Genomic DNA, 26,311 nt, shown 5'->3' with positions numbered 1-26,311 from the left:
CAATTCATTCTAAACCTTTTGAGGATAATTAGCCTATGGAGAACCTGGATTATGGAATTATTGGAAATTGTAGGAGTGCGGCCTTGATCTCAAAAACGGGTTCGCTGGATTGGTGTTGTCTGCCCCAATTTGATTCCACTTCGGTCTTTGCAAAGTTGTTGGATGAGAAAAAAGGAGGAAGCTTTGAGTTTCTGGTGGATGATGCCTATGAAATCCATCAACAATACTATGAAAGGACGGCCATATTGATCACACGTTTTTCCCGAGGGGAAGATGTCTTTGAGGTGCATGATTTTATGCCGAGGCACCATAAACACAATAATGGAAAGTACAATGCCCCGCCAGAAATCGTTCGGTATGTAAAGTATGTTTCGGGAAAGCCGAGCTTTAAAGTGAAGTATGATCCCAAACTGGAATACGGATTGGGACAGACGGAACATCATGTGAAAAAGGATTTTGTGGCAAGCCTCACCCATAAATTAAAGTATGACACCTTGTTCCTTTATACCTCTTTCAACAAAGAAGAGGTGCTGGAGGGCGTAGAGATTCCGTTAAAAGAGGATGGTTATTTTATGGTCTGCTACAATGAAAAGATCCTAAAGCCCACTACGGAAAAAATGGCCTTGGAATTGGAACGTACCAAAGTGTATTGGTTGGATTGGGTGGATAAGACCCCAACCTATAAAAAATTCAACAAGGAGATTGTACGGAGTGCCATTACCCTGAAAATGCTTACTTACGATAAAACGGGGGCGGTTTTGGCCGCCGCCACGACCTCTTTGCCCGAAACCATTGGTGAGGTCCGTAATTGGGACTACCGATTCTGTTGGATCAGGGATGCCTCCATGGTGATCAAGGTGGTTTCCGAACTGGGGCATAAGAATTCCGCTAAAAGATACCTGCAGTTTATCATTGACCTTATGCCGGACAAGGATGAAAAACTTCAGATTATGTACGGTATCAATCAAGAAAAGAAACTTACAGAGCAGACCTTGGACCATTTGGATGGATACAAGGGGTCCAAGCCCGTCCGTATAGGAAATGCGGCCTACAAGCAGAAACAAAACGATATTTATGGCATTCTTATGGATGTCATCTATGAGCAGTTGGTGAAGTTTAGCAATGATATTGAAAATGTGGAGGAACTCTGGAGCATCACCAAAGGAATTGTTTGGATTGTCAGTAAGCACTGGAAAGAACCGGATAAGGGTATTTGGGAATTCCGAGGGGAAGACCGACATTTTACCTTCTCCAAGGTACTGTGCTGGGTGGCCTTGGACCGGGCCATTAAAGTGGCCAAAATCTTTGGAAAGACCCATAAGATTGAAAAATGGACCGCCCTTGAGCAAGAAATCAAAAGGGATATCCATGAAAATGCATGGAACAGTGACATCAATGCCTTTGTGCAATCGTATGGTTCCCGCCATTTGGACGCCTCGGTATTGTTGATGGAGCCCTATGGTTTTATCAATGCCCGAGATCCCAAATATGTGAACACGGTACAGGCCATTGAGGAGGGATTGAGCAACGATGGATTATTGTATCGTTATAAGAATGAGGACGATTTTGGCGAACCCTCATCGTCCTTTACCATTTGCACCTTTTGGTTCATCAACAGCCTCTTTAAAATAGGGGAGGAAGAAAAGGCCTTGGAACTTTTTGAGCGTTTGTTGGGCCATAGCAATCATTTGGGACTCTTTAGCGAGGATATTGATTTTAAGACCAAGCGCTTGTTGGGTAATTTCCCGCAGGCTTATTCCCATTTGGCCTTGATCGAATGTGCCATCAACTTTTCAAGAAAACAGAGCGAGGAAAAAATATTGGAATCTATTGCGTAGGTCCCGGAGCCATCAATTTTTCGGCAAGGGTTTTGATTTTTTCCAGTAACCACCCCAAATGTTCTAGGGTAGTGAAGGGGTTCATTAAACTGGTCCTTAGGTAATGCACTCCTCTTAGTTGGGTCTGGACCATGTAAAATTCCCCATCCTCTAAAAGTTGTTGTCGGATGGATTGGTTCAGGCTGTTGAGCTGCTCCAAACTCAGTTGAGGTGCCACATACCGGAAACAGAGAATATTGGACATGGGTTCAATAGCCAACTCAAAATTAGGATCACTCTGTATCCATTGGGCAAATTCTTTTCCCAAATCATACAGTTTGGTCACATTTTGGTCAAAAATGTCGTCCCCGTATAGTTTTAATAAGATGTACCAATGTAAGCCCATCATGGATTTGGTACACTCAAAAGTTCTTTTCCCTCCATTATACCAATCTTCCTCATCCGTATGGGTCAATAAATAGTCCGCCTTTTGGACAAAGGTGGTGTGTGAGTGGATACCTTCCCGGTACAGAAGTGCCGTGGTAAGGGTGGGCATCATCAGCATTTTGTGCCCGTCTATGACCACGGAATCCGATTTTTCAATCCCTTTGAGCAGATGCTTGTATTTCTTGGAAAAGATGGCAGCACCTCCGTGGGCACCATCCACATGAAACCACAACCCTTTTTCTTCTGAGAACCGGGCAATGGCCTCCAAATCATCGTAAATACCCGTTGCGGTGGATGGGGCGCTGCCCACAATCGCAAAGATGTGGACCCCATTTTCCAAGGCTTTGGCGTGGTATTCCTCCAGTTTGGAAATGTCCATGGTAAAATCTTTTGTGACCGGAATTTTAATGATTCCCTGGTCTCCCAATCCCATGATGCGTGCTGCGCGATCCACACAATAATGGGCTTCTTCGCTTACCATGATACCCAGTTGTTGGGAGCTGCCTTCCGTCCATACGTTGTGCTTTGCCTTGGCTTTCCGTGCCGATAACAATGCGGTGAGATTGGCCAATGTGCCACCTGATGTCAACAACCCTCTGGATGCTTCCCCATAACCCACTTTGTTGCAAATATGATCCGTGACGATGCGTTCCATGGCCGTGGGGGACATTCCCATTTCGTAAACAGCCATTCCGTTGTTCAACAAAGAGGCCAGCAAGCCGGTCAAGGCGGTAATTGGGGCCGGAACGCCCACTTGGTGCCCAATGTATTTGGGATGATGGGTATGGGTGGTTCTTTGTATGACCTTTTCAAAGAAATCGTCTGCATTTCCGTTGGTGAAAAAATCTTTCCAAGATTCCAATTCAACACTGGGTTCTGCCCAATCAATGGTCTTTGGGTTTTTCCCTGAGGTGGTGTTGTCGATATGGTCGGCCAAAAGATCTATCAATCGGTGACCCATTTCCCTAAATTGCCTTTGGTCATAAAGGGATTCCATAGTGTTCCTTTCCATAGCATAAAGGTATGCTGTCCATACAACCTTGCAAAATAGGATATAAAAAAACCGCCCTAAAAGGGCGGCTCTTCAGTTGTTTTGTTTCAAAAAACAATTGCATCAGTCAAAGGTATACCCGTTATCTGCAGCAACTTTATCCGCAATTTGCGTGCGAAGTGCCACAACATTGGGCTGGTTAGTATATTTTGTGAAACGCTTCAGTCCCATCAGCATCATACGTTGTTCATCTCCCTCGGCAAAAGAAACTATGGCTTCTTTTCCTTTTTGGATGACGATATCCACGGCTCTGTACAAATAGAGTTTGGACATGGCAATTTGCGTGGCTTGGGCTTCTTCTCCAAAACGTTTTGCATTTTTCTCGGTACGCAGGATGGTAGATTCGGCCAAATACACCTGAATCAGAATATCCGCGGCGGATTGCAACAACATCTGGTGCTGTTCCAAATCCGGACCAAATTTTTGAATGGCACTACCGGCAATCATAAGAAAGACCTTTTTCATCCGGGCCACCAAATCTTTCTCTTCGGAGAATAGTTTGGAAAAGTCAGGGGTATCAAAAGATGGAATGCCCATCAATTCCTCACCAACGGCAGTGGCAGGACCTAAAAGGTCCACATGGCCTTTCATGGCTTTTTTCACCAACATGCCCACGGCCAGCATACGGTTGATTTCGTTGGTTCCCTCATAAATCCGTGAAATACGGGCATCGCGCCAAGCAGATTCCATTGGGGTATCCGCGCTAAAGCCCATTCCCCCAAAAATTTGGATACCTTCATCCGTAGTGTGTTGCACATGCTCGGATACGGCCACTTTTAAAATGGAACATTCAATGGCGTATTCTTCAACACCTTTAAGTTCCGCTTCTTGGTGCGAGTTGCCTTCGGACTCCCGAATAGCAATCCGGTCCTCGATGTTTTTTGCAGCTCGGTAAGAGGCAGACTCATCCACGTAGGCATTGGTGGCCATATCGGCGATTTTGGCCTTGATGGCCCCAAAGTTCATAATGGGAGTTTTAAACTGAATACGCTCATTGGCATATTTGGTCGCTTCATTGAGCACCCGTCTTTGGGCTTCCAAACAGGCGGCGGCCAGTTTAATCCGACCAATGTTCAGGGCATTCATGGCAATCTTGAATCCGTTGCCCCTTTCGGAAAGCATATTTTCAACAGGTACCTTGGTCTCATTGAAGAACACTTGTCGGGTAGAGGAGGAGTGGATGCCCAGTTTCTTTTCCTCATCGCCCAAAGTGATGCCATTCTCCGGATTGTTCTCAACAATGAAACCGGTGATGTTCTTGTCATCCTCAATTCGGGCAAAAACAATGAACATATTGCAGAACCCCGCGTTGGAAATCCACATTTTTTGGCCTGTAATGCTGTAATATTTGCCATCATCGGACAAAACGGCCTTGGTTTTCCCTGAATTGGCATCGGAACCGGCGCCGGGTTCGGTGAGGCAATAGGCGCCAAACCATTCACCAGAGGCAAGCCTGGGGACGTATTTTTGTTTTTGTTCCTCGGTACCGTACAGGGTAATGGGCATGGTCCCGATTCCGGTATGTGCCCCAAAGGCCGTACTAAAGGAGCCTGTAGCCCCTGAGATGTAGTCGCAGACCAGCATGGTGGAGACAAATCCCATTCCCATTCCGCCATAGGCTTCGGGAACGGCAACGCTCAATAGGCCCAATTCACCGGCCTTTCGCATACACTCCTCGGTATAGGCGTAGTCTTTTTTCTCAAAACGTTCCCAATGCGCCCAAAGTTCCCGATCTACGAATTCCTTGGTACTTTCTCGCATCATTTTTTGTTCCTCGGTAAGGTCTTCAAGGGTGAAAACATCCTCACATGGGGTTTCCTTTACCAGAAATTGACCTCCTCTCAGTATGTTTTTTTCTGCTGTTTCCATTTTGATTAAGGTTTAAGAAGATAGAAAATAGAGGAAAGACTTATTTCAATCTATTTTGAAATCCCATGGTCATTTTTTGCCATTCTCCTATTTTATCTTCAAGGGTATTTAAAATTTTTGGGTTAATATAATTTCTGTGTTTAACGATTAAGAGTTGAGTTCCAAGTTCAAAAGAGGACCCCAATGCTATATCTATGAAATGCTTAAAAGATTTATCCGTTCTGGAAGATCCTTCGGCTATATTGCTTGGCATTGAAATTGAGCATCTGCTTATTTGTGAGCTTAGGTCATATCGTTCATGTTTGGGAAACTTAAGGAGCAAATCAGAAATGTCATTTGCAATCTCTAATCCTAGTAACCATATTTTCATCCTTTTATAGTTGTGTCTTTTCATTAGGACGTCTTTTCTCTCTGATCTCTTTTCTTACTTCTTAAGATAGAAATTCATAAATCCCAGCGGCCCCTTGTCCGGTTCCCACGCACATGGTCACCATACCGTACTTGCCTTTCATGTTGCGTTTCCGCATTTCATCAAAGAGTTGCACGGATAATTTTGCCCCTGTACACCCCAATGGATGCCCCAATGCAATGGCACCGCCATTCACATTGACAATTTCAGGGTTTAGGTCCAGCTCACGGATAACGGCCAAGGATTGTGAGGCAAAGGCCTCGTTCAATTCGATCAATTCGATGTCACTTTGCTTCATTCCGGCCTGTTTTAGGGCCTTTGGAATAGCTTTTACCGGGCCAATTCCCATAATTCTGGGCTCAACCCCCGCAGCGGCATAGTTCACCAATCGGGCAATGGGCTCCAGATTCAATTCTTTCACCATTTCCTCGCTCATCACCATGACAAAGGCTGCACCGTCGCTCATTTGGGAAGAGTTTCCTGCGGTAACACTTCCGCCCGCCGCAAAAACGGGTTTCAACTTGTTCAGGGTAGGAATGTTGGTGCCTTTTCGTGGCCCTTCATCTTTGTTGACCGTGTAACTAGTAGTTTCTTTTTTGCCCGCTCCATTGATAAAGGTATGTTGTACTTCAATGGGAACAATCTGGTCTTGGAACCTATTTTCTTCTTGGGCTTTTAAGGCCTTCATGTGTGAATTATAGGCAAAGACATCCTGGTCTTCCCGGGATACCTTGAACTGTTGGGCCACCGCTTCGGCGGTAAGTCCCATGCCCCAATAATAGTCCTCATGCCCTTCTTTGGCAGTGGCATAATCCGGGGTGGGTTTGTAGCCTCCCATTGGAATGTAGCTCATGCTCTCGGCGCCTCCTGCAATGATGCAATCTGCCATTCCGGATTGGATTTTTGCGGTGGCAATTCCAATGGTTTCAAGTCCAGAGGCACAATATCTATTGACGGTCACTCCCGGAACATCTTCAATATCCAATCCCATTAAGGAGATGAGTCGGGCCATGTTCAACCCTTGCTCTGCTTCCGGCATGGCGTTACCCACAATGACATCGTCTATGCGTTTTTTGTCCAACTGCGGTAGTTCCTTCATCATGTGTTCGATGGTCTCAGCGGCCAGTTCATCCGGTCTTTTAAAACGGAACAGTCCCCGTGGCGCTTTGCCCACTGCGGTCCGGTATGCTTTTACGATATATGCTGTTTTCATATTTTTTTGGATTCTTTGATTTTTTGACTTTTGGATGGTTAGATTAGTTTTATAACTCTTCTGGAAATCTAACATTCCAAATCATCTAATTTCTCAGGGGTTTACCGGTTTTTAACATATGTTGGATACGTTCCAAGGTTTTCCGTTCTGTACAAAGGGAAAGGAAGGCTTCGCGTTCCAAATCCAATAGATACTGTTCGGTAACGTAGCTGGCTTCGGAGAGATCTCCCCCGGCCATGACGTAGGCCAGTTTATCGGCTATTTTCTTATCGTGTTCCGAAATGTAATGTCCGGCTTCCATGGAATCCGTTCCCACCAAGAACATACCCAATGCTTGTTTTCCAAGTACTTTTACGTCTTTGCGTTTAACGGGTTTGGTATAGCCTGCCTCAGCCATTAATTTGGCGTAGGCCTTGGCCGTGGCAATTTGTCGATCTTTGTTCACGACCACTACATCCTTTCCTTTTTGTAGAATGCCCAAATCGTAGGCTTCATAAGCCGAAGTGGACACTTTGGCCATTCCTATGGTCAGGAAGTATTCCTGTAGTACATTCAACTCCACATCATTTTTCCTAAACGTATCCGAAGCGCGGAGTGCCATTTCCTTGGAACCACCCCCACCGGGGATGACGCCAACGCCAAATTCCACCAGACCAATATAGGTCTCTGCGGCGGCCACTACTTTATCGGCATGCATGGACAACTCACAGCCACCTCCCAAACACATGCCATGTGGCGCTGAGATGGTGGGAATGGAGGAGTATCGCATCCGCATCATGGTATCCTGGAAGTATTTTATGGCCATGTTAAGCTCATCATACTCTTGTTCCACGGCCATCATGAAAATCATGCCGATGTTGGCCCCAACAGAGAAATTGGCCGCTTGGTTACCCACAACCAATCCTTGAAAGTCTTTTTCGGCCAAGTCCACGGCTTTGTTCAATCCGGCCAATACGTCACCTCCAATGGTATTCATTTTGGATTGGAACTCACAGTTAAGAATTCCATCGCCCAAATCCTCGATGACCACGCCACTATTCTTGAACACTTCGTTGGATTTTCTGATATTATCCAAAATGATGAAGGCATCCTGACCAGGAACCTTTTCCATGGTCTTTTTGGGGATGTCATAGAAATAGGTGGCCCCATCTTTTACGGTATAGAATGAATCAATACCTGCCGCTTTCATGTCTGCAACCCATGAGGCAGCTTCCAGCCCTTCGGCCTTGATGAATTCCAAGCCTTTCTCCAGTCCTACGGCGTCCCAAATCTGGAATGGACCATGCTCCCAGCCAAATCCGGCCTTCATGGCATCATCAATCTTATACAGTTCGTCTGAAATCTCGGGAATACGATGGGTCACATAGGCGAATAGGGCCCCAAAGCTTTTTCGGTAGAATTCCCCTGCCTTATCCTTGCCATCGACCAATACGGGAAAACGCTCAATGACCTTGTCAATGGTCTTGGTGAGCTCCAAAGTGGCAAATTTTGCACTCTTTTTGGCGCGATAGTCCATAGTGTCCAAATCCAATGTGAGGATTTCACTTTTCCCATCGTCGCCCTGTACTTTTTTATAGAATCCCTGTCCAGATTTGCTCCCCAACCATTTGTTTTCCATCATGGTGTTGATGAAATCTGGAAGTTTAAAGAGTTCATGGCGTTCATCGTCCTTACAGTTTTCATAAATGCCATTGGCCACGTGCACCAAGGTATCCAACCCTACCACATCCACAGTACGGAAGGTGGCTGATTTAGGTCGACCAATCACAGGTCCTGTCAATTTATCTACCTCTTCGACGGTCATGCCCAACTCCTTCACGGCATGAAAAAGACTTTGGATACTGAAAATTCCGATTCGGTTCCCGATGAAGGCGGGGGTGTCCTTGGCCACCACGGAGGTTTTTCCCAAGTACTGTTCGCCATACCCATTCAAGAAGTCCAATACGTCTTGGGAGGTCTTTGGCCCTGGAATGATCTCGAAGAGCTTTAAATACCTGGCCGGGTTGAAGAAGTGGGTGCCACAGAAATGCTTTTGGAAATCTTCACTGCGTCCCTCACTCATAAACTTGATGGGAATACCGGAGGTGTTCGAGGTAATCAAGGTACCGGCAGTACGGTGTTTGTCCAGATTCTCGAATACCTGCTTCTTAATGTCCAGCCGTTCCACTACCACCTCGATGATCCAATCCACTTGGGCCACCTTGGCGATATCATCCTCCAAATTTCCCGTAATAATTCGGTCTGCGAATTTCTGGTGATAGATAGGAGACGGTTTTGACTTTAATGCAGCAGCAAGGGAGTCGTTGACCAAACGGTTTCTAACGACCTTATCCTCCAAGGTCAAGCCTTGGGCCTTTTCTTTTTCATTGGGTTCCCGGGGAACAATGTCCAGCAAAAGGACCTCGACCCCAATATTGGCAAAATGGCAAGCAATGCCACTTCCCATGATACCAGAACCGATGACGGCAACTTTATTGATATGCCTTTTCATTTATGAATGTTTGTTTTAATTAGTTGTTTTTATGTACACTTTTTTATCGGAAATGAGTTTGTTTATGATTTCAACGGTGTTAAAAAAACCGACCAAGTCCTCTTCGGCGATGTGTTCCTTGACCACATCATTGAACCGGAGCACCACTCCCTTGGATTCTTCCCGTTTCTCCAGGCCCAAGGTGGTTAAATGTATCAGTACGCCTCTACCATCGTTAGGGTTGGGTTTACGCTGGATGTATCCTCTTTCCTCAATATTTTTTAAGATTCTGGATAGGCTGGTGGCCTCCATGCCCATTTTAGGTCCCAAGGCAGTACTTGGTGTTCCTTTTTTTGGGTCTATGCTCAACAGGGTAAACCCAATGGCCATGGTAACACCATAGTTCTTGGCTTCCTCATTGTACATTCTACTGACCGCCTGCCATGTAGCCCGCAATGCATAATCAATGGTCAAATCTTTCATAGCCCGGTTTGGTTTCCTCAAATATAAACAAATTTATTATGCATGCATAATAAATTTAAGTTAACTCAAAAGGAATAATAATCTGGATAAAGGATTTCTCTGCAGTGCCCGAAATGGCAAGAGGTATAGTAAGTTACATAAAAAGTTTGGATTTTCCCCATCAAAGAATTGGTGATTGTATAATTGAACATGGTTTACTGATCCCCATCCGTCAATTCAAACGGGGTATCCGTCAATTCATCCCCAAGAAAAACCTTTGGATTGGGCAAATTGTACCCTTAACCTATAAATCCATAGAATAATGAAATTAAAAAGATTGCTCAATTTGGTTCCTCTGGCCCTTATGGTGGTTTCCTGTGGCAAGGAAGATGCCCCAAAACCACCAACGGATACCAACACCGCACCAACTATAGAGGGGAAGACCTTTATGGTCGATGAGGACATTGACGATGCCGTTGTGATCGGTACGGTCTCCGCGCAGGATGATGACAACGATCCCCTTGAGTTTTCCATTGCCACCAACAGTGACGGACTGTTTGAGATAGGGAAAACAGATGGCAAACTGAGTTTGGCCGCCAATAAGAGTTTGGACTTTGCCACCAAAGCACAGCACACCATCACGGTGAGTGTTAATGATGGCACGGATAGTGCCCAGGCAGACATGATCATTAATGTGACCGATGTTAACCAGCTCCCACAAATGGAGGACCAAAGTTTTGAAGTGGCGGAGAACATTGGCGACATAGATGTAATTGGCACTGTGGTGGCCATGGATGACGACGACTTGACCTTTGAGATTAAACAGAATGATGGGTATTCCATAAACGAACCGTTATTTGCCATTTCAGCGGATGGCCAATTGACATTGATAGAGGGAGTCTCCTTGGATTATGAGACCGCCCATGAATTTGGTATTATTGTAACGGCAAGTGACGGGGAAAACATTGTGGAGGCATGGATGTATATTACCGTAACCGATGTGCCCGAGGCCCACTCTGATGACAAGAATGCTTTTGTGACTACTTGGAAGACCACAACCGATAATGAAGAGATTGCGATAGGTTTGTTCTTTGAACTCTCCTATGATTATCAGATTAATTGGGGGGATGGGAACATTGAAACGTCCACAAATGAAAATCTAGACAAAACCATAACACATACCTACGAAACTGCAGGAACTTATACGGTGTCCATCGTTGGAACTTTTCCTTACATACACATGATAGAACAAGCTGCAACACCCTTGTCATTGCAAAGCATAGATCAATGGGGCACCATTGAGTGGGAGACCATGGCGGGAGCATTTAAAGGCTGTACAAATATGGTCTACAAAGCCACCGACTCACCAAACCTTGAAAATGTGATAATCATGTCAGAGATGTTTGCGTATTGTAGTTCATTCAACGGAGATCTTAGTACTTGGGATGTGAGTGGGGTCCTTAATATGAGTGGAATGTTTCGTGGTACTACTTCATTTGTAGACGGTAATATTGGGGGTTGGATTACTAATGAAGTTTTATATATGAGTGTCATGTTCACAAATAGTGCCTTCAACGGTGACATTAGCAATTGGAACGTATCTAATGTCATCCAAATGTCTGAGATGTTTACCAATGCTATTAATTTTAACCAGGATTTGGGTGGTTGGAATATAAAAAGTGTGAATACTATGTATAACATGCTTTCATCATCTGGACTTGACCAGGCCAATTATAGTAACACCTTGATAGGTTGGTCAGCCCAGCAGAATGTGCCTGCTGATATTACTTTAGGTTCACATGAACTAGTGTTTTGTGGGCAAGAAGCCATAGATGCAAGAAATGAACTCATAAATACCTATGGATGGCAGATTTCTGGAGACAGTCAGTGTCAATAACTTTACAAACAGTTGATAAGGGAAAAAATGAATTATTAAAAAGGGGAAACCAATTTGGTTTCCCCTTTTTAATTTAAAGAGTTGATTCTTTAGAACTTCAATGCCCATAAATATCATTGTAGAGGTCCAGATACTTTTCCTTCACGATTTTTCTGCGCAGTTTCATGGTAGGGGTCAGGTGGCCACTGTCTACGCTCCACACGTCAGGTGTCAAGCGGAACTGTTTTACCTTTTCCCACTTGGCAAAATCGGCATTGGCCAGATCCACTTCTTCCTGGATACGGGCGATGACCTTTTCGTTGTGTACAATATCCGAGTTTTCCCCAACCGTTACCTTATGGCGTTTGGCCCACTCGTGCAGAAATTCAAAATTAGGTTGTATCAGTGCCGCGGGCATTTTTTCGCCTTCGCCCACCACCATGATCTGTTCTATAAAGCGGGATTGTTTAAACCGGTTTTCCAACAACTGTGGCGCCACATACTTTCCGCCAGAGGTCTTGAAGATTTCCTTTTTACGGTCCGTGATGCGCAAAAAGCCATCGGCATCCACTTCGCCAATATCCCCGGTATGGAAATAGCCATCGGTAAGGACTTCGGCCGTTTTTTCTGGATCTTTGTAGTAGCCCATCATCACGTTGGGGCCTTTACAAAGAATTTCGCCATCCTGGGCGATTTTCACTTCAACCCCATCGATGATACGGCCTACCGTTCCTATTTTCCAGCCTTTGTTCCGTTCGTCATTAACCGCGATTACGGGAGAGGTCTCGGTAAGACCGTAACCTTCCATGACCGGCATGCCCGCCGCGGCAAATACACGGGCCAAACGAGGCTGCAAAGCGGCACTTCCCGATACCATGACCGTTAGGTTTCCACCCAAGCCTTCTTGCCATTTGCTAAAGATCAGCTTTCGGGCCAAGGCAAGTTGTTGTTCGTACCACCAGCCGTTTTTGCCGTAGGGTTCGTATTTTAGGCCTAGATCCACGGCCCAGAAGAACAGTTTCTTCTTAATCCCAGTAAGTAGGGTCCCTTTGGCAATAATGGCATCATACACCTTTTCCAGCAACCGGGGCACCACTGTCATTACATTGGGCTTTACTTCCTTGACATTGTCACTGATCTTGTCCAGCCCTTCCGCAAAATGGATTTCAATACCGCAGTATTGGTAGAGATACAAGATCATCCGTTCAAAAATGTGGCAAACGGGCAAAAAACTTAGTGCACTGCCTCCAGTTTCAAAGGGTACCCTTGTTTCACTTGAAAGCACATTGGATACAATGTTGTCATGGGAGAGCATAACCCCTTTGGGCCTTCCAGTAGTTCCCGAAGTATAAATCAAAGTGGCCAAATCTTTTGGCTTTACCCCATCTTTCAATTTTTCCACTTCCTCTTGGTTGGAATTGTCTGCTCCTTTTTCCAGGACTTCCCCCCAATGTTTGCAGTTATCCAGTTGGTCAAAAGAAAAAATATCTTCTAGATTTTTAAGTTTTGAGCTGATGGCCAAAACCTTCTCCAGTACTTCACCACAGGAAACAAAGCAATACTTGGCTTCGGAATGGTTTAGTACATATTCGTAATCCTCTTCGGAGATGGTTGGGTAAATGGGAACGGTCTGCGCACCGATTTGGAGTACCCCAATGTCCATGATGTTCCACTCCGTACGGTTGGTCATGGAAATTATGGCAATCTTGTCGTTGGGCTGTACCCCCAGACGCAGTAGCCCCCTGCTAATGGCGTTGGCCTTGTCCACATATTCTTGGGTTGAAGTTGCTACCCATTTGCCATTGTATTTGGTGACCAATGACTTTTCCAGTGGAAGTTTTTTCAACTGGTAATAGGGGAAATCAAACAATCGGGTAACGTTTTGCATACTAAGTTTCTATTTGGTAATTGCAAAATAGCAAATCGTCGCCATTCCAAGAAATCGATTTAACAATTCCCTAGCGTATTTTTTACCATATCCTTAAAGCTTTTTGGTATTCAGGAAAGGCGCAAAGGGTTATTTTTTAAGGTTTTCAATCCATTCCTTGGCATTGACAAAAGCTTGGAGCCATGGCGATACCACATCGTTCCTGTCCTTTGGGTAGTGGGCCCAGTTCCAAGGGAAGGTGGACCGCTCAATATGCGGCATGGTCACCAAATGCCTTCCGGTTTTGTCACAGAGCATGGCGGTGTTATAATCGCTTCCGTTGGGATTGGCGGGATAACCTTCGTAGCTGTATTTGGCCACGATGCCATAGTCGCTTTCATCATGGGGAAGACTGAATTTACCCTCGCCATGTGAAATCCATACCCCCAATGTGGTTCCGGCCAAGTTGGACAACATTACCGAGTTGTTCTCTTGGATTTTCACCGAAATGAAATTACTCTCGTGTTTCCTGGACTCATTGTAGGTCATTTTGCCATGGGTCTCGTGCTCGGGATTGATGAGGTCCAGTTCCATGAACAACTGGCAACCGTTACAGATACCCACGGAAAGGGTATCGGGGCGGGCAAAGAAATCATTGATCACTTTGTTGGCCTTTTCATTGTATTTGATGGCACCGGCCCAACCTTTGGCGCTGCCCAGAACATCGGAATTGGAGAAACCACCCACGGCACCCAAAAATTGAATGTCTTCCAAGGTCTCCCTGCCCGAAATGAGGTCGGTCATGTGCACGTCCTTCACGTCAAACCCAGCCAAGTACATGGCATTGGCCATTTCACGTTCGGAGTTGCTTCCTTTTTCGCGGAGAATGGCCGCTTTGGGTCGGCTATTGTCTCTCGACTGCGCTCGAGATGACAGTTTCCCATCAAAACTTTCAGGGAAAACGTAACGAAGGGGTTGGTTTTTGTAATTCTCGTATCGATTTTTGGCCAAGCCTTTGGCCGTTTGCCTGTTGTCCAATAAATAAGAAGTCTTGAACCAGGTATCGCGAAGGGAAGCGATGTTCAGTCCAATTTCCACCCCATTATTTTTGATTTTCAGGATGCCTTCCGAAGTAGCGGTTCCGATCTTTGCAAAATCGATGCCTGCTTCTTGGAGGGTAACTTCCACAGTGCTATCCTTGGCTTGGAACACTACGCCTGCATTTTCACTGAACAAAAGCTTGATGATATCCGTTTCCCCAAGGCTGGAAAGGTCCAAGTTGGCCCCAAGGTCGTTATCGGCAAAGCAGAGTTCCAAAAGGGTGGTGATCAAACCACCGGAAGCCACATCATGACCAGCCAAGATCTGATTCTTTTTAATGAGTTCCTGTAAGGTGTTGAAAACGGTTTTTACATAGTCTGCATCCAAAACCGAAGGGGTTTCATCCCCAATGCCATTCAAAATCTGGGCAAAGGACGAACCTCCCAGTTTATGCCCATCCTTGGAAATATTGATGTAGTAGAGGGCACCGCCATCTTTTTGAAGTACGGGCTCCACCACTTTGGTGATATCGTTGCAATTGGCCGCTGCGGAAACAATCACAGTTCCGGGGGACAATACTTCACTATCCTTATATTTTTGTTTCATGGACAGGGAATCTTTTCCAGTGGGGACATTGATGCCCAGTGCAATACTGAAATCGGAGAGGGACTCCACGGCCTCGTAGAGGCGAGCATCCTCACCTTCGTTGCGGCAAGGCCACATCCAGTTGGCGGAAAGGGAAACTGATTTCAAACCATCCTTTAGTGGGGCCCACACGATATTGGTGAGGGCTTCGGCCACACTGTTCCTACTACCGGCTTTGGCATCAATTAACGCAGAAATAGGGGAGTGCCCAATACTGGTGGCAATACCTTCCTTGGTCTTGAAGTCCAAGGACATTACCCCACAGTTGTTCAAGGGCAGTTGAAGGGGGCCGGCACATTGTTGTTTGGCCACATGACCACCCACACAGCGGTCCACTTTATTGGTGAGCCAATCCTTACAGGCTACGGCTTCCAATTGGAGTACCTGTTCCAAATAGTCATGGAAATGTTCCAAGGAATAGGACAGGGCAGGATATTTTTGTTGGGAAGTAGCGTCTTCCATAATGGTTTTGGGAGAGCTTCCGAACATGTCCGAGAGCTCCAAATCCATTGGTTTTTCACCTGATTTTTGCGATTCAAAAGTAAATCGGTGGTTGCCAGTAACCTCACCCACATTGTACATAGGAGCACGTTCACGGGCCGCTACGCGATCCAGCAATTCCAAATCCTTTTCTCCGATGACGAGACCCATACGTTCCTGGGATTCGTTGCCGATGAGTTCTTTTTTGGATAGGGTAGGATCACCAATAGGGAGTTTGTCCGTGTTAATGGTACCTCCTGTATCTTCCACAAGTTCCGAGAGACAATTAAGGTGACCACCGGCTCCATGGTCATGAATGGAAACTATAGGATTGTCATGGCTTTCCAGTAGTCCGCGAACCGCATTGGAAGCTCTTTTTTGCATTTCCGGGTTGGAACGTTGCACGGCATTCAACTCAATGGCAGAACTGAATTCACCCGTGTCGGCACTGGAAACTGCAGCACCACCCATTCCAATTCGGTAGTTGTCACCACCTAGAACGACTATTCTGTCTCCCTTCTTGGGTGTATCTTTCAAGGCTTGATCCTTTTTTCCATAGCCAATACCGCCAGCCATCATAATTACTTTGTCAAAGCCTAATTTTCGGGCTTCTTCCTGATGCTCAAAAGTGAGGACGGAGCCAGCAATTAAGGGTTGACCAAACTTGTTGCCAAAATCTGAAGCTCCGTTGGAGGCCTTGATCAAAATATCCATTGGGGTTTGGTATAGCCAGTCACGTTCTGCCATTCCCTTTTCCCATGGACGATTCTCTTCCAAACGGGAATAAGAGGTCATGTACACGGCGGTTCCTGCCAAAGGCAAAGACCCTTTTCCTCCGGCCAAGCGGTCCCTGATTTCTCCCCCAGAACCTGTTGCAGCACCATTGAAGGGTTCTACCGTAGTGGGGAAATTATGGGTTTCTGCTTTTAGGGATAGAACGGAATTAAACTCTTTTTCTTCGTAGTAATCGGGCTTATCGGCACTTTTTGGAGCAAACTGGATGGCTTTTGGTCCCTCAATGAACGCTACGTTGTCCTTATAGGCCGAAACAATGTCATTCGGATTGGCCTCTGAGGTTTTTTTGATGAGCTTAAAGAGCGAGGAAGGCATTTCTTTGCCATCAATGACAAAGGTGCCGTTGAATATTTTATGCCTACAGTGTTCCGAATTCACCTGACTGAAACCAAAAACCTCGGAATCGGTCAATTTACGGTCCAATTTTGTGGAAAGGTCTTCCAAGTAGGCCACTTCCTCATCGCTCAGGGCCAGTCCTTCCTTTTGGTTGTAGGCTGCAATGTCATCAATTTCCAAAATTGGCTCAGGAACTATGGCAATGGTGAAAATATCTTGGTTCAACCCTTTATACTTTTGGAGCAGCATGGGGTCGTACCCGGTATGGTCTTCCGAAACCGCGTGGAACTCCTCAATCCGCAGGATTCCATCGATGCCCATATTTTGGGTAATTTCGGTGGCATTGGTACTCCACGGAGTCACCATGGCGGCACGTGGCCCAACAAAAAAGGCGTCCAGTGACGCCGCTTCTATCTTGGGTTGGTTGCCGAACAACCAGGTCAGTTTACTATTATCTTCCTGAGTAATTTCTTGAGTGGTCTGGACGGCAAAAACCTTGTTAGCCTTGTCCCCAAAAAAATGAATCATACAATGTATGGATTGAACGGTTTGAGAAAGTGCAAATTTACGGTTTTCAGTTTTATTTTTAAACCTCTTCGTTTTGAGTTTTACACCAAAGGTGTTAATTAATTTATGATGTTTTGAAGGATAAAATGCCCAACCATCAATTCAAATGGGGTATTGGTGAATTAGTTTCCTGATGTAAGTGATATTTTGGATAGATTCCATATGTCATGAAAGTCGAACATAATAAATATTGGGCCAAAAAGAACCTAAAGTATTTGGTTCTTGGATTGATGATTGTGGTCTTTACTTTTTTGATCTTGGAGCTAGATGAAAGGGAACAGCTTAATTTTATTAAGCATGTTCTGAAAAACTTCATAAGGAGTATAGCAAGGATTTGGTAAGGCATTGTCAAAAAGTAGTATCGCCTTGGCAGTGTTAAAATGCAAACCGAATTATTTGTATTTTAGGAAGATACTTGTTAATTCAAAATCCAACCGTATGAAAACTTTCAAGACCCTGTTGTCCGGGTTCCTTATTCTTTGTGGTGTTGCCACGACAACTGCACAAAAAAAATACTCCAAACGTCAAATTGAAAAATTAAAGTCCGAAGTTGCCCAAATCGTGGAAGATCACCACAAACAGTCCCAAGTAATGGTGGACAAGGTCTTCAGTTTTGCCGAGTTGGGTTTTCAGGAGGAGGAAAGCTCCAAATACCTTACCGGTATTCTTGAAAACAACGGTTTTACCATTGAACATTCCATTTCTGGGATTCCTACGGCTTGGTTTGCCACTTGGAGCAATGGGGATGGCCCAGTAATTGCCTTGGGAAGCGATGTGGATTGTATTCCAAAGGCCTCCCAATATCCAGGGGTGGCCTATCACAAGCCTATTGTGGAAGGGGCTCCCGGTCATGGGGAGGGCCATAACTCCGGTATCCCATTGAACATCACCTCGGCTTTGGCCGTAAAACAGATTATGGAACGCGAAAACATAGGCGGTACCTTGGTTCTTTGGCCCGGTATTGCCGAAGAATTGGTTGCGGCCAAGGCATGGTACGTTCGGGACGGCCTCTTTGATGATATCGATATGTGCATCTTTACCCATGTCGGGAATAATTTCGGGGTTTCATGGGGTCCAACCCGCGGAACAGGGTTAATCTCGGTGGAATATCTTTTTGAGGGAGAGGCGGCCCATTCGGCTGGTGCTCCATGGCGGGGCAGAAGTGCCTTGGATGCAGCGGAGCTTATGAATATTGGCTGGAATTATAAACGAGAGCATTTACACCCATTGAAACGATCCCATTCCATTTTTACCGATTCTGGCGACCAGCCCAATGTAGTGCCCTCCAAAGCAGCCATTTGGTTCTATTTTAGGGACATCAAATATGAGGGCATCATGGAGATGTATGCCGAGGCCAACGATATTGCCAAAGGAGCGGCGTTAATGACGGGAACCACCATGACCTCCAGGGTTTTGGGAACAGCATGGCCCAGACATTACAATAAAGTGATTGCGGAGACCATGTATGAAAATATCAAAGAAGTAGGTTTGCCTACTTGGTCTGCGGCAGACCAAGCCCTTGCCAAAGCTGTCCAAACCGAGGTGGGTTCTGAAAAGATCGAAGGGCTTCCTACCGAATTGGCCGAGCTGGGACTTCCTGTACTGGAACCTGTTAGTGGTGGTTCGGATGATATTGGTGATATCTCTTGGAAAGTGCCCACGGTTACCATGCGTTTTCCGTCCAATATCCCAGGATTGCAGGGGCATCATTGGAGCAATGCCATTGCCATGGCCACTCCCATTGCCCATAAAGGCGTTACAGCCGGGGCAAAGGCCGAAGCCATGACCTTATTGGACTTTTTCTTAAATCCGGAGTTGCTCAAAGGAGCGTGGGATTACTTCAACAATGAACAGAGCAAAGAGACCAAATACCAACCTATGATCGCTGCGGATGATATGCCCCCCACCTATTTGAACAAAGAGAAGCAGGATACCTATCGCTCGGAATTACAGAAGTATTACTTTGATGAGACCCAATACGATACCTATTTGGAACAATTGGGCGTGGAGTATCCCACAGTAAAAAAATAGAAATTTTTAAAGTGTCATATCGAGCGCAGTCGAAAACCTTTAGGTACATCTCGGCTGCGCTTGAACTGACAATATCTTCAGCTTCAAAATGGATTATTTAGATTCTTCAATCGTTGCACTCCATAAGAATGACAAAAATCCAATTGTCGAGCTATCGAACATTTTATTGGTTGACACGAATTACACAGATTTACACGAACAATCCAAAAATCAGGCATTCCAACCATCATTAGCTTGACACTAATTTTAACGAAAATGGTTGCCCTATCAGGCTTTCTTCTTCATCAAGGCCATATAGAATCCGTCAAAGCCGCTTTCCGAAGCGTACACGTTTTTCTCTTTGATGAACTCAAAACCCTTTCCATTTTCGGATTCCAAGAACTTTTTGACTTGTTCCGAATTTTCTTGGGGAAGGATGGAACAGGTGGCATAGACCATTTGCCCACCTTTTTTCAGCATCTTGCTGTAATTCTGTAAAATATCCTGTTGAACACCCATGATACGGTCAATGAACTCAGGTTCCAGCTTCCATTTGGAGTCAGGGTTTCTTTTGATGACGCCCAAGCCGGAACAAGGCGCATCCAACAACAAACGGTCGGCGCTGTTGTACAGTTTTTTGATCACCTTGGTGGAATCTATGGCCCGGGTCTCCATATTGTGCACCCCATTTCGACGGGCCCTGACCTTCAACTTTTTGAGTTTACTCTCATAAATATCCAGCGCAATAAGCTGCCCCTTATTTTCCATATGGGAGGCCAAGTGAAGGGTTTTACCTCCAGCACCCGCACAGGCATCGATTACTCGTTGTCCGGGTTCAACCTCCAAAAATGGGGCTACCAACTGCGATGAAGCATCTTGTACTTCAAAAAGTCCATCCTTGAAAGCAGAAGTGACAAATACGTTTTTCCGTTCCTTGAGCCGAAGGGCGTCTGGATATCCATCCAAGATTTGAGTTTCAATATCTTCCTTGGCCAAAAAGGACCGAAGTTGATCCTTTTGAATTTTTAAGGTGTTGGTGCGGAGAATTACATCGGCCTGCTGGTTGAGTGCGGCGATTTCCTTGGTCCAAAGTTTGTTTCCCAAGGATTTTTCACCCAATTCGTCCATCCAATCGGGAATGGATTCCCTAAACTTTCGAATTTTTGAAAGCTCATCAAACCGTCCTTTTATACGACGCTCCGGTGTGCCTTCCAACTGTTTCCAATCCGGGATTCGAATCCCTTTCAACACACACCAAACCGAGAACAATCGGAATAAATGGGGACGGGTGAACGGTTCGTGGGCCTCGGCAATCTCAGCATACAACCGCTTCCATCGAACAATGTCATAGGTGGTTTCTGCAATAAAACCACGGTCCCGTGCGCCCCAACGCTTGTCGTAACGCAAGACTTTTTCAATGACCTTATCGGCATATTCCCCCTCATTGAAAATGAGGTTCAGGGCATCTATAACGGCAAAAACAAGATTTCGATGTAAACGCATGGTGTAAAATAAGTTGCAAAGGTATCATTTCTACTTACTTTTATAGCAAAATATCCACTATGCGATTTTCTATTGGTTTGCTATTGGCCGTAATCTTGGTTTCTTGTGTTGATGAAAAACAATCCCAACCGTTTAAAACGGTATCCGTGACCCCGGTTTATGAAGATTTGGTGAGCATCAGGGCCATTACTTTTTTGGACAGCAATACGTTGGCCTTTGCTGGGAGTAAGGGTACCTATGGAACGGTGGATGTGCGGACCCAAAAAGTACGGACCAATGTACAGAGTTATGACTCCATAGTTCCTGAGTTTAGGGCCGTGGGAAATACCTCCACAGATTTTTTTATGCTTTCCGTGGCGAATCCGGCCTTGTTGTACAAAACGGGTGACCAAGGTAAAATGGAACTGGTATATACCGAAGAGGGCGAAGGCGTGTTTTATGACGCCATGGCCTTTTGGAATGATTTGGAAGGGATTGCTGTGGGGGACACCGTGAATGGTTGTCTGTCCATTATCCTTACCAAGGACGGGGGACAGACCTGGTCCAAGATATCCTGCGAAAATCTTCCAGAAGGGATTGAGGGGGAAGGAGCCTTTGCGGCAAGCAACAGTAATATTGCCATTGCAGGCAATGACGTGTGGATAGGTACCACGGAAGGAAGGATCTATCATTCTTCGGATAAAGGAGCTACTTGGAGCATACAGCAGAGTCCCATCATTCACCGAGAACCTACCCAAGGAATCTACTCCATGGATTTTTATAATGAAAGTATAGGTTTTGCCATAGGAGGGGATTATACCCAACCGGATGCCAATACGGCCAACAAGATCATCACCCAAGATGGTGGCAAAACATGGAAGTTGATTGCTGATGGTCAACACCCCGGCTATAAAAGTTGTGTGCAATTTGTTCCCAATTCGGAAGGAGAAGGATTGGTGGCTGTAGGTTTTACAGGAATTTCCTATTCGGCCAACGGCGGTGAAAGCTGGAAATCCATGAGTGAGGAGTCTTTTTATACCTTACGCTTTTTGAACGATACGGTCGCTTTTGCTGCCGGGAAAAATCGGATAGCGAAATTGGTCTTCCAATAAAAAGAGCGGTGAGATCTCGCCGCTCTTTTGTTCAACAACTAACCAAATCAAAAAAACTATACGGTAACAACGCTATAGTGCCGTCCTGTTCTTTTATACCACACCCCTCTATATTGGTACAGTCTTCTACCGTTAACGTAAACCACCTTCGATCCTCTCGGTAAAACGGAAACTTTAACCCCGTTGGGTGCGGCACAGACCACATATCTTCTCCCTCTGGCCTTGTACCAAATGCCATCGGCATAATAAAAATTCTTGTTTTTATGGACCACCAGATGGGGGCGGTTTATAGTGGTCACTACGGTTCCGTATGCAGGATATGTTCTTACCACGGTTCTTTGTGCATGGGCCAAAGTCATACTCCCCATAAGGGCCACCATGATCAAAATTGTTTTTAAACTTTTCATGACTAATGGATTTTAAGGGTTTATATGGGTAAGACTTGGGTTGTAGAAAAAGGTTTAATCAAAAAAAGAGCCTTAAGGCTCTTTTCTTTTTTTCTTGTAGTGAGATTGCGTTACCCACCATCATTATGTTTTCGGTATTGCTGCAACAGACGCTTTTTAAAGTCCTCTTCGGCCTTAATGAGCAGTAATGTTTTTTTGGCTGAGATGACCGTCCTGATTTTTGTGATGAAATCTTGTTCGGCATTATGTTTTTCTTTCTGAAGGGCCATGAGATTGTTTAAAAGGGTGGAAGATTCACTGTCCGATAAGTCTTGGGCCAGGGATATTCTTGAGCGAAGCTCCCGGCGTTCCTTTCTTCGGATGTTCTCCAAGGTTTCCTCATGGGCGTTGTATATGGGCCAAAATTGTTGTGCTTCCTGACTGGTGAGTCCAACCCTTTCCGTGATAAAGGCCACTTTCAGGGTCTTTATGCGGTCCCTGACCGGACCTTGGGCATGCAAGTAAGCGGTTCCTGCCAACAGAGCGAACAGTATGAGTATTCTTTTATTCATAATCGCTGTAATCTATGTTTAGTTCGTCAATATCGTCTATGGTTTCATCCAAATATTCCAAAATATTTTCGGCATTCAGGTCTTGTTCCAAAACATCGTTCAGTTCCACATTATCCAACGAGACCAGTTCGGCAAGTTCATACGTATTGATATCCAGTTCATTGCTTTCAAAATACGCATCGATTTCCGCATTGGCCAAGTCATCAAATGCAACGGTTGGAGTGGATTTCCAGTTGATGCCGAAGACCAAAACAAAGACTGCGGCCGCGGCCGCGGCACTATAGTAGAATTTTCTGTAAGATTTTAACTGGATGACCTTGCCACTTTCCTTGACTGTTTTGGACATGATTTTTGGGGTCACCCTATCCAAATAACCCTCAGGAATGGCGAAACCATCCGATTTTGGGATAACGGACTCCGTTTGGGCTTCTTTTTCCATCCGGGCCATAAGCCGCTCATGGAAGTTTTCAAAGTAGCCTTCCGGGGTGTTGAAACTATTTTCTTTATCCTTTTTCATGTCCTTAATTTGACTCCAAAACAAGCCAAAGGTTTAATTTTCCTTAAGATACGATTCAATTTTCTTTACGGCCAAATGATAGGAGGCCTTTAGGGCCCCGACCGAGGTTTCCAAGGCCTCGGAAATGTCCCCATATTTCATTTCCTGAAAGTACTTCATGGTAAACACCAATTTTTGTTTGTCCGGCAGGGTGGCCAAAGCCTTTTGCAATTTCAATTGGATCTCGTCCCCTTCAAAATACACATCGGATTGTAGGTTCTCCACCATGCGGTTTTTGAGTTCTTCATCACTGATTCCGGCTTTCTTGGATTTCTGTTTTAAAAAGGTCAGCGATTCATTGGTGGCGATACGGTACAACCAAGAATACAGCTTGCTTTCGCCTTTAAAACCCTCAATATTCCGGTATACTTTAATAAAGGTGTTCTGTAGCACGTCATCGGCATCGTCATGATCCAGGACAATTCTTCGGATATGCCAATACAGGCGTTCTTTGTAGGTGTTCACCAACACCTCAAAGGCCTTTGCTTGGCTTTCCTTTTGTTTGAGTTCTTTGATTAGGGTTTCTTCGGCAATCAATTGTCCGTACAATTTGGTGCTTTGACTAAGATAGGGGTAAAAGGTTTAATGCAATTGGCAATTTTCAATGGACAATGAACAATGAGCAATGAGCAATCTACTTCGGTTGGGAATTCATTGATCAGATGTCTGTAATCAGAAATCGGATATGGGTATTTATGCAAAAATCATTTGTACTTGAACTTGATGTTTGAACTTTCAAAAGGTCTGACACGAATGGCACCAATTTGCACGAATGTACCATATGTCGTTTCGAGCCCTGTCCTGAGCAAAGTCGGAGGAGGTATGGGAAATCTGTTTTACCAATCAGAAATCAGAAATCGGAACCCAGCGTTTAGGTAGTGTTGAACTTGATTTAGAAACTTGAGTTTATACTGACACGAATGGCACCAATTTGCACGAATGTACCATATGTCGTTTCGAGCCCTATCCTGAGCGAAGTCGAAGAAGATGTGGAAAATCTGTTTTAACAATCAGAAATCAGGAATCGGAACCCAGCGTTTAGGTAGTGTTGAACTTGATTTTGAAACTTGAACTTTCAAAGGTTTGACACGAATTATACTAATTTGCACGAATGTTTTTTTAAAAGAAAACCCCCGCTTAAGCGGGGGAAATCTCAAAATCCAAAAAAGTACATGTCTTATTTAACAACAATGGAGGTGGCATAGCCATCGGAACCATCACTGGGAAGGCTGATTTCCTCGATTAGGTTACCAGAAGTGTCAAATGTAAAGACGGTAGGGGTATAGCTGTTGATGTTGCCATCGTATTTGGTGCCCGCTACATAGATGGTGCCATTAAGAACAGTCATTGCCCTTGCGTAACCAGACCATTCACTAACCATATTACCATTTATCCATAGTCCACATTCTTTGGTTGCACTTTCACTAACTGCAAATACATTACCATTTTTAACAGTTACGGCATATGCAGTGCCCTCAATGTCGCCATTACCAAGAATATATAGTTCCTCTCCATTTTTCCACACATAGGGTTGGTTTTGGTTGGGGGCACCCTCATTACCGGCTGTGTAGATATCACCAAGGTCATCAATGAAAATGTCCCATGCAGAAATGCCCAAATCACTCATTGTATTGTGTTGTGTAGGGGTTCCATCCTTCCAATAGAAGGCCTCATACTGTCCGTCGATTTCTTGGTATCCACTTACAAAAACACTTCCTCCATGTACTTCTATATCGGTACTGACTGCATCTGAACCATCGGACAAAATGATTTCATCACCATTTTTCCAATATTTGGCATCATAGAAGCTTCCATTATATTCAAAGCCACAAACATAAACATCATTATCGACCACATCAATGGCATAGGGAGTTTTGTAGTTATTATCCATCCCGCCTAATGTAGAGTGCAGGGCGGTGTTCTTCATAACCCGAACATAAATTGCGTCTACACTATACTCCACAAAAGTGGTGTAGACGTCCGTTCCGCTTACATCAAGGGATACCTCTTCACTATTGCCATCGTTTAGTTCAATTTTGGTCCCATTGATCCAATAGGAGGCTACACCAATAGCATCGCTATCACTTTCTACGGTCCCGCCCACAATGATACCGGGGTTCACGGTAATGGCGCAAGAGGTCGTAACTTCGTCCACGGTGGCAGTAATGGTAGCGGTTCCCGTTCCGGTGGCGGTCACGTTCCCTTCTTGGTCCACCAGTGCCGCCTCTTCGTTGTCCGAGTTCCAGACCACGGTCTCATTGGCCCCGGCCCCGGTTACTGTGGCAGTGAGTTGGTTCGTGTCCAAGGTTTTTAGCTCCATGGTTTCTTGGTCCAGGGCAATGGTGGTGGGGTCGGGGTTGGTCACGGTAAAGTCATTGGAACTGGTGGCGGTCTCGCCACCCACGGTCACACTGATCTTGGCGGTCTGTGCCCCTTCAGGTACGGTTACCTTTAGTGTGGTGGTTGATGCATTGTCTACGCTTGTGGCCACGGTACCGAACTTTACGGTGTTGTCAGATGCTGTGGCGCTAAAATTGGTCCCGTTGATGGTCACCGAGGTACCCACAGGGCCAGATGTAGGCGAAAAGCCCGTAATGGAGGGGGAGGTGTCCACGGGATCAGGGTCGTTGGGTTCATCCTTTCCGCAGGAGAATGCGAAAAGGCATAACAATAAGGTAAGTGATGCTTGTAATGGAATTTTTTTCATGGGTAAAATTTTTTGGCAAGAAAGGGAAAGAAGCCAAAAAGAACGGGTGTCAATTGACGGATGCCCCGTTTGGGTTGACGGATGGGGTTCAAGGGTCAATTTTCAATGGACAATGAACAATCATCAATGTGATACTGTCAT

Annotated in this window: 18 protein-coding genes; 4 read left to right on the top strand and 14 right to left on the bottom strand. The window is 45.2% G+C overall.

The features are described from left to right. Positions 1–35: 35 nt before the first annotated feature. Positions 36–1,838 carry a glycoside hydrolase family 15 protein gene (locus F8C76_RS06135; protein WP_152130897.1) on the top strand — a complete coding sequence of 601 codons (1,803 nt, stop codon included), beginning with the start codon at positions 36–38 and terminating at the stop codon, positions 1,836–1,838. On the opposite strand, the gene F8C76_RS06130 is transcribed toward F8C76_RS06135, so the two are convergent. The 6 genes from F8C76_RS06130 to F8C76_RS06105 form a co-directional block, all read right to left on the bottom strand. Next, entirely contained in the window at positions 1,828–3,276 is a 1,449-nt protein-coding gene (locus F8C76_RS06130; protein ID WP_152130896.1) for a pyridoxal phosphate-dependent decarboxylase family protein, read from the bottom strand. The genes F8C76_RS06135 and F8C76_RS06130 overlap by 11 nt on opposite strands. A 102-nt stretch (positions 3,277–3,378) precedes the next feature. Next, positions 3,379–5,184 carry an acyl-CoA dehydrogenase FadE gene (locus tag F8C76_RS06125; protein ID WP_211372121.1) on the bottom strand — a complete coding sequence of 602 codons (1,806 nt, stop codon included), beginning with the start codon at positions 5,182–5,184 and terminating at the stop codon, positions 3,379–3,381. A 40-nt stretch (positions 5,185–5,224) separates the two neighbouring features. Beyond that, positions 5,225–5,578, bottom strand: a complete 354-nt coding sequence (locus tag F8C76_RS06120) for a four helix bundle protein (protein WP_152130894.1) — start codon at positions 5,576–5,578, stop codon at positions 5,225–5,227. Between the two features lie 37 nt (positions 5,579–5,615). After that, positions 5,616–6,806 (bottom strand): acetyl-CoA C-acyltransferase, encoded by a 1,191-nt coding sequence (locus tag F8C76_RS06115; RefSeq protein ID WP_152130893.1) that lies wholly within the window; start codon positions 6,804–6,806, stop codon positions 5,616–5,618. An 85-nt stretch (positions 6,807–6,891) separates the two neighbouring features. Further along, the gene (locus F8C76_RS06110; protein WP_152130892.1) at positions 6,892–9,297 is read right to left on the bottom strand and encodes a 3-hydroxyacyl-CoA dehydrogenase/enoyl-CoA hydratase family protein; all 2,406 of its coding nucleotides are present in this window, start codon (positions 9,295–9,297) and stop codon (positions 6,892–6,894) included. Positions 9,298–9,312: 15 nt separating this feature from the next. Further along, entirely contained in the window at positions 9,313–9,759 is a 447-nt protein-coding gene (locus F8C76_RS06105; RefSeq protein ID WP_152130891.1) for a MarR family winged helix-turn-helix transcriptional regulator, read from the bottom strand. Between the two features lie 301 nt (positions 9,760–10,060). Between F8C76_RS06105 and F8C76_RS06100 the strand changes: the two genes are divergently transcribed. After that, positions 10,061–11,635, top strand: a complete 1,575-nt coding sequence (locus tag F8C76_RS06100) for a BspA family leucine-rich repeat surface protein (protein ID WP_152130890.1) — start codon at positions 10,061–10,063, stop codon at positions 11,633–11,635. 97 nt (positions 11,636–11,732) lie between these two features. Here the strand turns inward: F8C76_RS06100 and F8C76_RS06095 are convergent, their stop codons facing one another. Both F8C76_RS06095 and purL read right to left on the bottom strand, forming a co-directional pair. Further along, the gene (locus F8C76_RS06095; protein WP_152130889.1) at positions 11,733–13,502 is read right to left on the bottom strand and encodes an AMP-dependent synthetase/ligase; all 1,770 of its coding nucleotides are present in this window, start codon (positions 13,500–13,502) and stop codon (positions 11,733–11,735) included. Between the two features lie 129 nt (positions 13,503–13,631). Beyond that, a complete protein-coding gene (gene purL / locus F8C76_RS06090; RefSeq protein WP_152130888.1) occupies positions 13,632–17,306 on the bottom strand; it encodes a phosphoribosylformylglycinamidine synthase in 3,675 nt (1,224 codons plus the stop codon). Between the two features lie 477 nt (positions 17,307–17,783). On the opposite strand from purL, the gene F8C76_RS06085 reads away from it, so the two are divergent. After that, entirely contained in the window at positions 17,784–19,376 is a 1,593-nt protein-coding gene (locus F8C76_RS06085; RefSeq protein ID WP_152130887.1) for an amidohydrolase, read from the top strand. Positions 19,377–19,643: 267 nt separating this feature from the next. Here the strand turns inward: F8C76_RS06085 and F8C76_RS06080 are convergent, their stop codons facing one another. Further along, positions 19,644–20,858 carry an RsmB/NOP family class I SAM-dependent RNA methyltransferase gene (locus F8C76_RS06080; RefSeq protein ID WP_152130886.1) on the bottom strand — a complete coding sequence of 405 codons (1,215 nt, stop codon included), beginning with the start codon at positions 20,856–20,858 and terminating at the stop codon, positions 19,644–19,646. Positions 20,859–20,917: 59 nt separating this feature from the next. On the opposite strand from F8C76_RS06080, the gene F8C76_RS06075 reads away from it, so the two are divergent. Further along, positions 20,918–21,949, top strand: a complete 1,032-nt coding sequence (locus F8C76_RS06075) for a WD40/YVTN/BNR-like repeat-containing protein (protein WP_152130885.1) — start codon at positions 20,918–20,920, stop codon at positions 21,947–21,949. A 56-nt stretch (positions 21,950–22,005) separates the two neighbouring features. Here F8C76_RS06075 and F8C76_RS06070 read toward each other — a convergent pair whose 3' ends face one another. The 5 genes from F8C76_RS06070 to F8C76_RS06050 form a co-directional block, all read right to left on the bottom strand. Then, a complete protein-coding gene (locus F8C76_RS06070) occupies positions 22,006–22,356 on the bottom strand; it encodes a DUF6515 family protein (RefSeq protein ID WP_152130884.1) in 351 nt (116 codons plus the stop codon). A gap of 110 nt (positions 22,357–22,466) precedes the next feature. Then, complete coding sequence (locus F8C76_RS06065; RefSeq protein WP_152130883.1) at positions 22,467–22,907, bottom strand: hypothetical protein; 441 nt, start codon at positions 22,905–22,907, stop codon at positions 22,467–22,469. After that, positions 22,900–23,424: a hypothetical protein gene (locus tag F8C76_RS06060; RefSeq protein ID WP_152130882.1), complete on the bottom strand. Its 525-nt coding sequence runs from the start codon at positions 23,422–23,424 to the stop codon at positions 22,900–22,902. Before F8C76_RS06060 ends, F8C76_RS06065 begins: the two co-directional genes overlap by 8 nt. Before the next feature lie 33 nt (positions 23,425–23,457). Further along, the gene (locus F8C76_RS06055; RefSeq protein WP_152131482.1) at positions 23,458–24,000 is read right to left on the bottom strand and encodes an RNA polymerase sigma factor; all 543 of its coding nucleotides are present in this window, start codon (positions 23,998–24,000) and stop codon (positions 23,458–23,460) included. A 640-nt stretch (positions 24,001–24,640) separates the two neighbouring features. After that, positions 24,641–26,170 (bottom strand): IPT/TIG domain-containing protein, encoded by a 1,530-nt coding sequence (locus tag F8C76_RS06050; protein ID WP_152130881.1) that lies wholly within the window; start codon positions 26,168–26,170, stop codon positions 24,641–24,643. Between the last annotated feature and the right edge of the window lie 141 nt (positions 26,171–26,311).

This window comes from Flagellimonas olearia, from assembly GCF_009184425.1.
Classification (GTDB): Bacteria; Bacteroidota; Bacteroidia; order Flavobacteriales; family Flavobacteriaceae; genus Flagellimonas; species Flagellimonas olearia.
Note: the sequence above shows the minus strand (reverse complement) of the source record. Positions and strands in the feature narration are given on the sequence as shown.

Excerpts from the sequence above, each read along its gene's own strand:
- F8C76_RS06105 (WP_152130891.1), bottom strand. The coding sequence starts at position 9,759 with ATGAAAGATTTGACCATTGATTATGCATTGCGGGCTACATGGCAGGCG.
- F8C76_RS06130 (WP_152130896.1), bottom strand. The coding sequence starts at position 3,276 with ATGGAAAGGAACACTATGGAATCCCTTTATGACCAAAGGCAATTTAGG.
- F8C76_RS06125 (WP_211372121.1), bottom strand. The coding sequence starts at position 5,184 with ATGGAAACAGCAGAAAAAAACATACTGAGAGGAGGTCAATTTCTGGTA.
- F8C76_RS06115 (WP_152130893.1), bottom strand. The coding sequence starts at position 6,806 with ATGAAAACAGCATATATCGTAAAAGCATACCGGACCGCAGTGGGCAAA.
- F8C76_RS06135 (WP_152130897.1), top strand. The coding sequence starts at position 36 with ATGGAGAACCTGGATTATGGAATTATTGGAAATTGTAGGAGTGCGGCC.
- F8C76_RS06075 (WP_152130885.1), top strand. The coding sequence starts at position 20,918 with ATGCGATTTTCTATTGGTTTGCTATTGGCCGTAATCTTGGTTTCTTGT.
- F8C76_RS06060 (WP_152130882.1), bottom strand. The coding sequence starts at position 23,424 with ATGAAAAAGGATAAAGAAAATAGTTTCAACACCCCGGAAGGCTACTTT.
- F8C76_RS06080 (WP_152130886.1), bottom strand. The coding sequence starts at position 20,858 with ATGCGTTTACATCGAAATCTTGTTTTTGCCGTTATAGATGCCCTGAAC.
- F8C76_RS06110 (WP_152130892.1), bottom strand. The coding sequence starts at position 9,297 with ATGAAAAGGCATATCAATAAAGTTGCCGTCATCGGTTCTGGTATCATG.
- F8C76_RS06085 (WP_152130887.1), top strand. The coding sequence starts at position 17,784 with ATGAAAACTTTCAAGACCCTGTTGTCCGGGTTCCTTATTCTTTGTGGT.
- F8C76_RS06120 (WP_152130894.1), bottom strand. The coding sequence starts at position 5,578 with ATGAAAAGACACAACTATAAAAGGATGAAAATATGGTTACTAGGATTA.
- F8C76_RS06065 (WP_152130883.1), bottom strand. The coding sequence starts at position 22,907 with ATGAATAAAAGAATACTCATACTGTTCGCTCTGTTGGCAGGAACCGCT.
- purL (WP_152130888.1), bottom strand. The coding sequence starts at position 17,306 with ATGATTCATTTTTTTGGGGACAAGGCTAACAAGGTTTTTGCCGTCCAG.
- F8C76_RS06050 (WP_152130881.1), bottom strand. The coding sequence starts at position 26,170 with ATGAAAAAAATTCCATTACAAGCATCACTTACCTTATTGTTATGCCTT.
- F8C76_RS06095 (WP_152130889.1), bottom strand. The coding sequence starts at position 13,502 with ATGCAAAACGTTACCCGATTGTTTGATTTCCCCTATTACCAGTTGAAA.
- F8C76_RS06100 (WP_152130890.1), top strand. The coding sequence starts at position 10,061 with ATGAAATTAAAAAGATTGCTCAATTTGGTTCCTCTGGCCCTTATGGTG.
- F8C76_RS06070 (WP_152130884.1), bottom strand. The coding sequence starts at position 22,356 with ATGAAAAGTTTAAAAACAATTTTGATCATGGTGGCCCTTATGGGGAGT.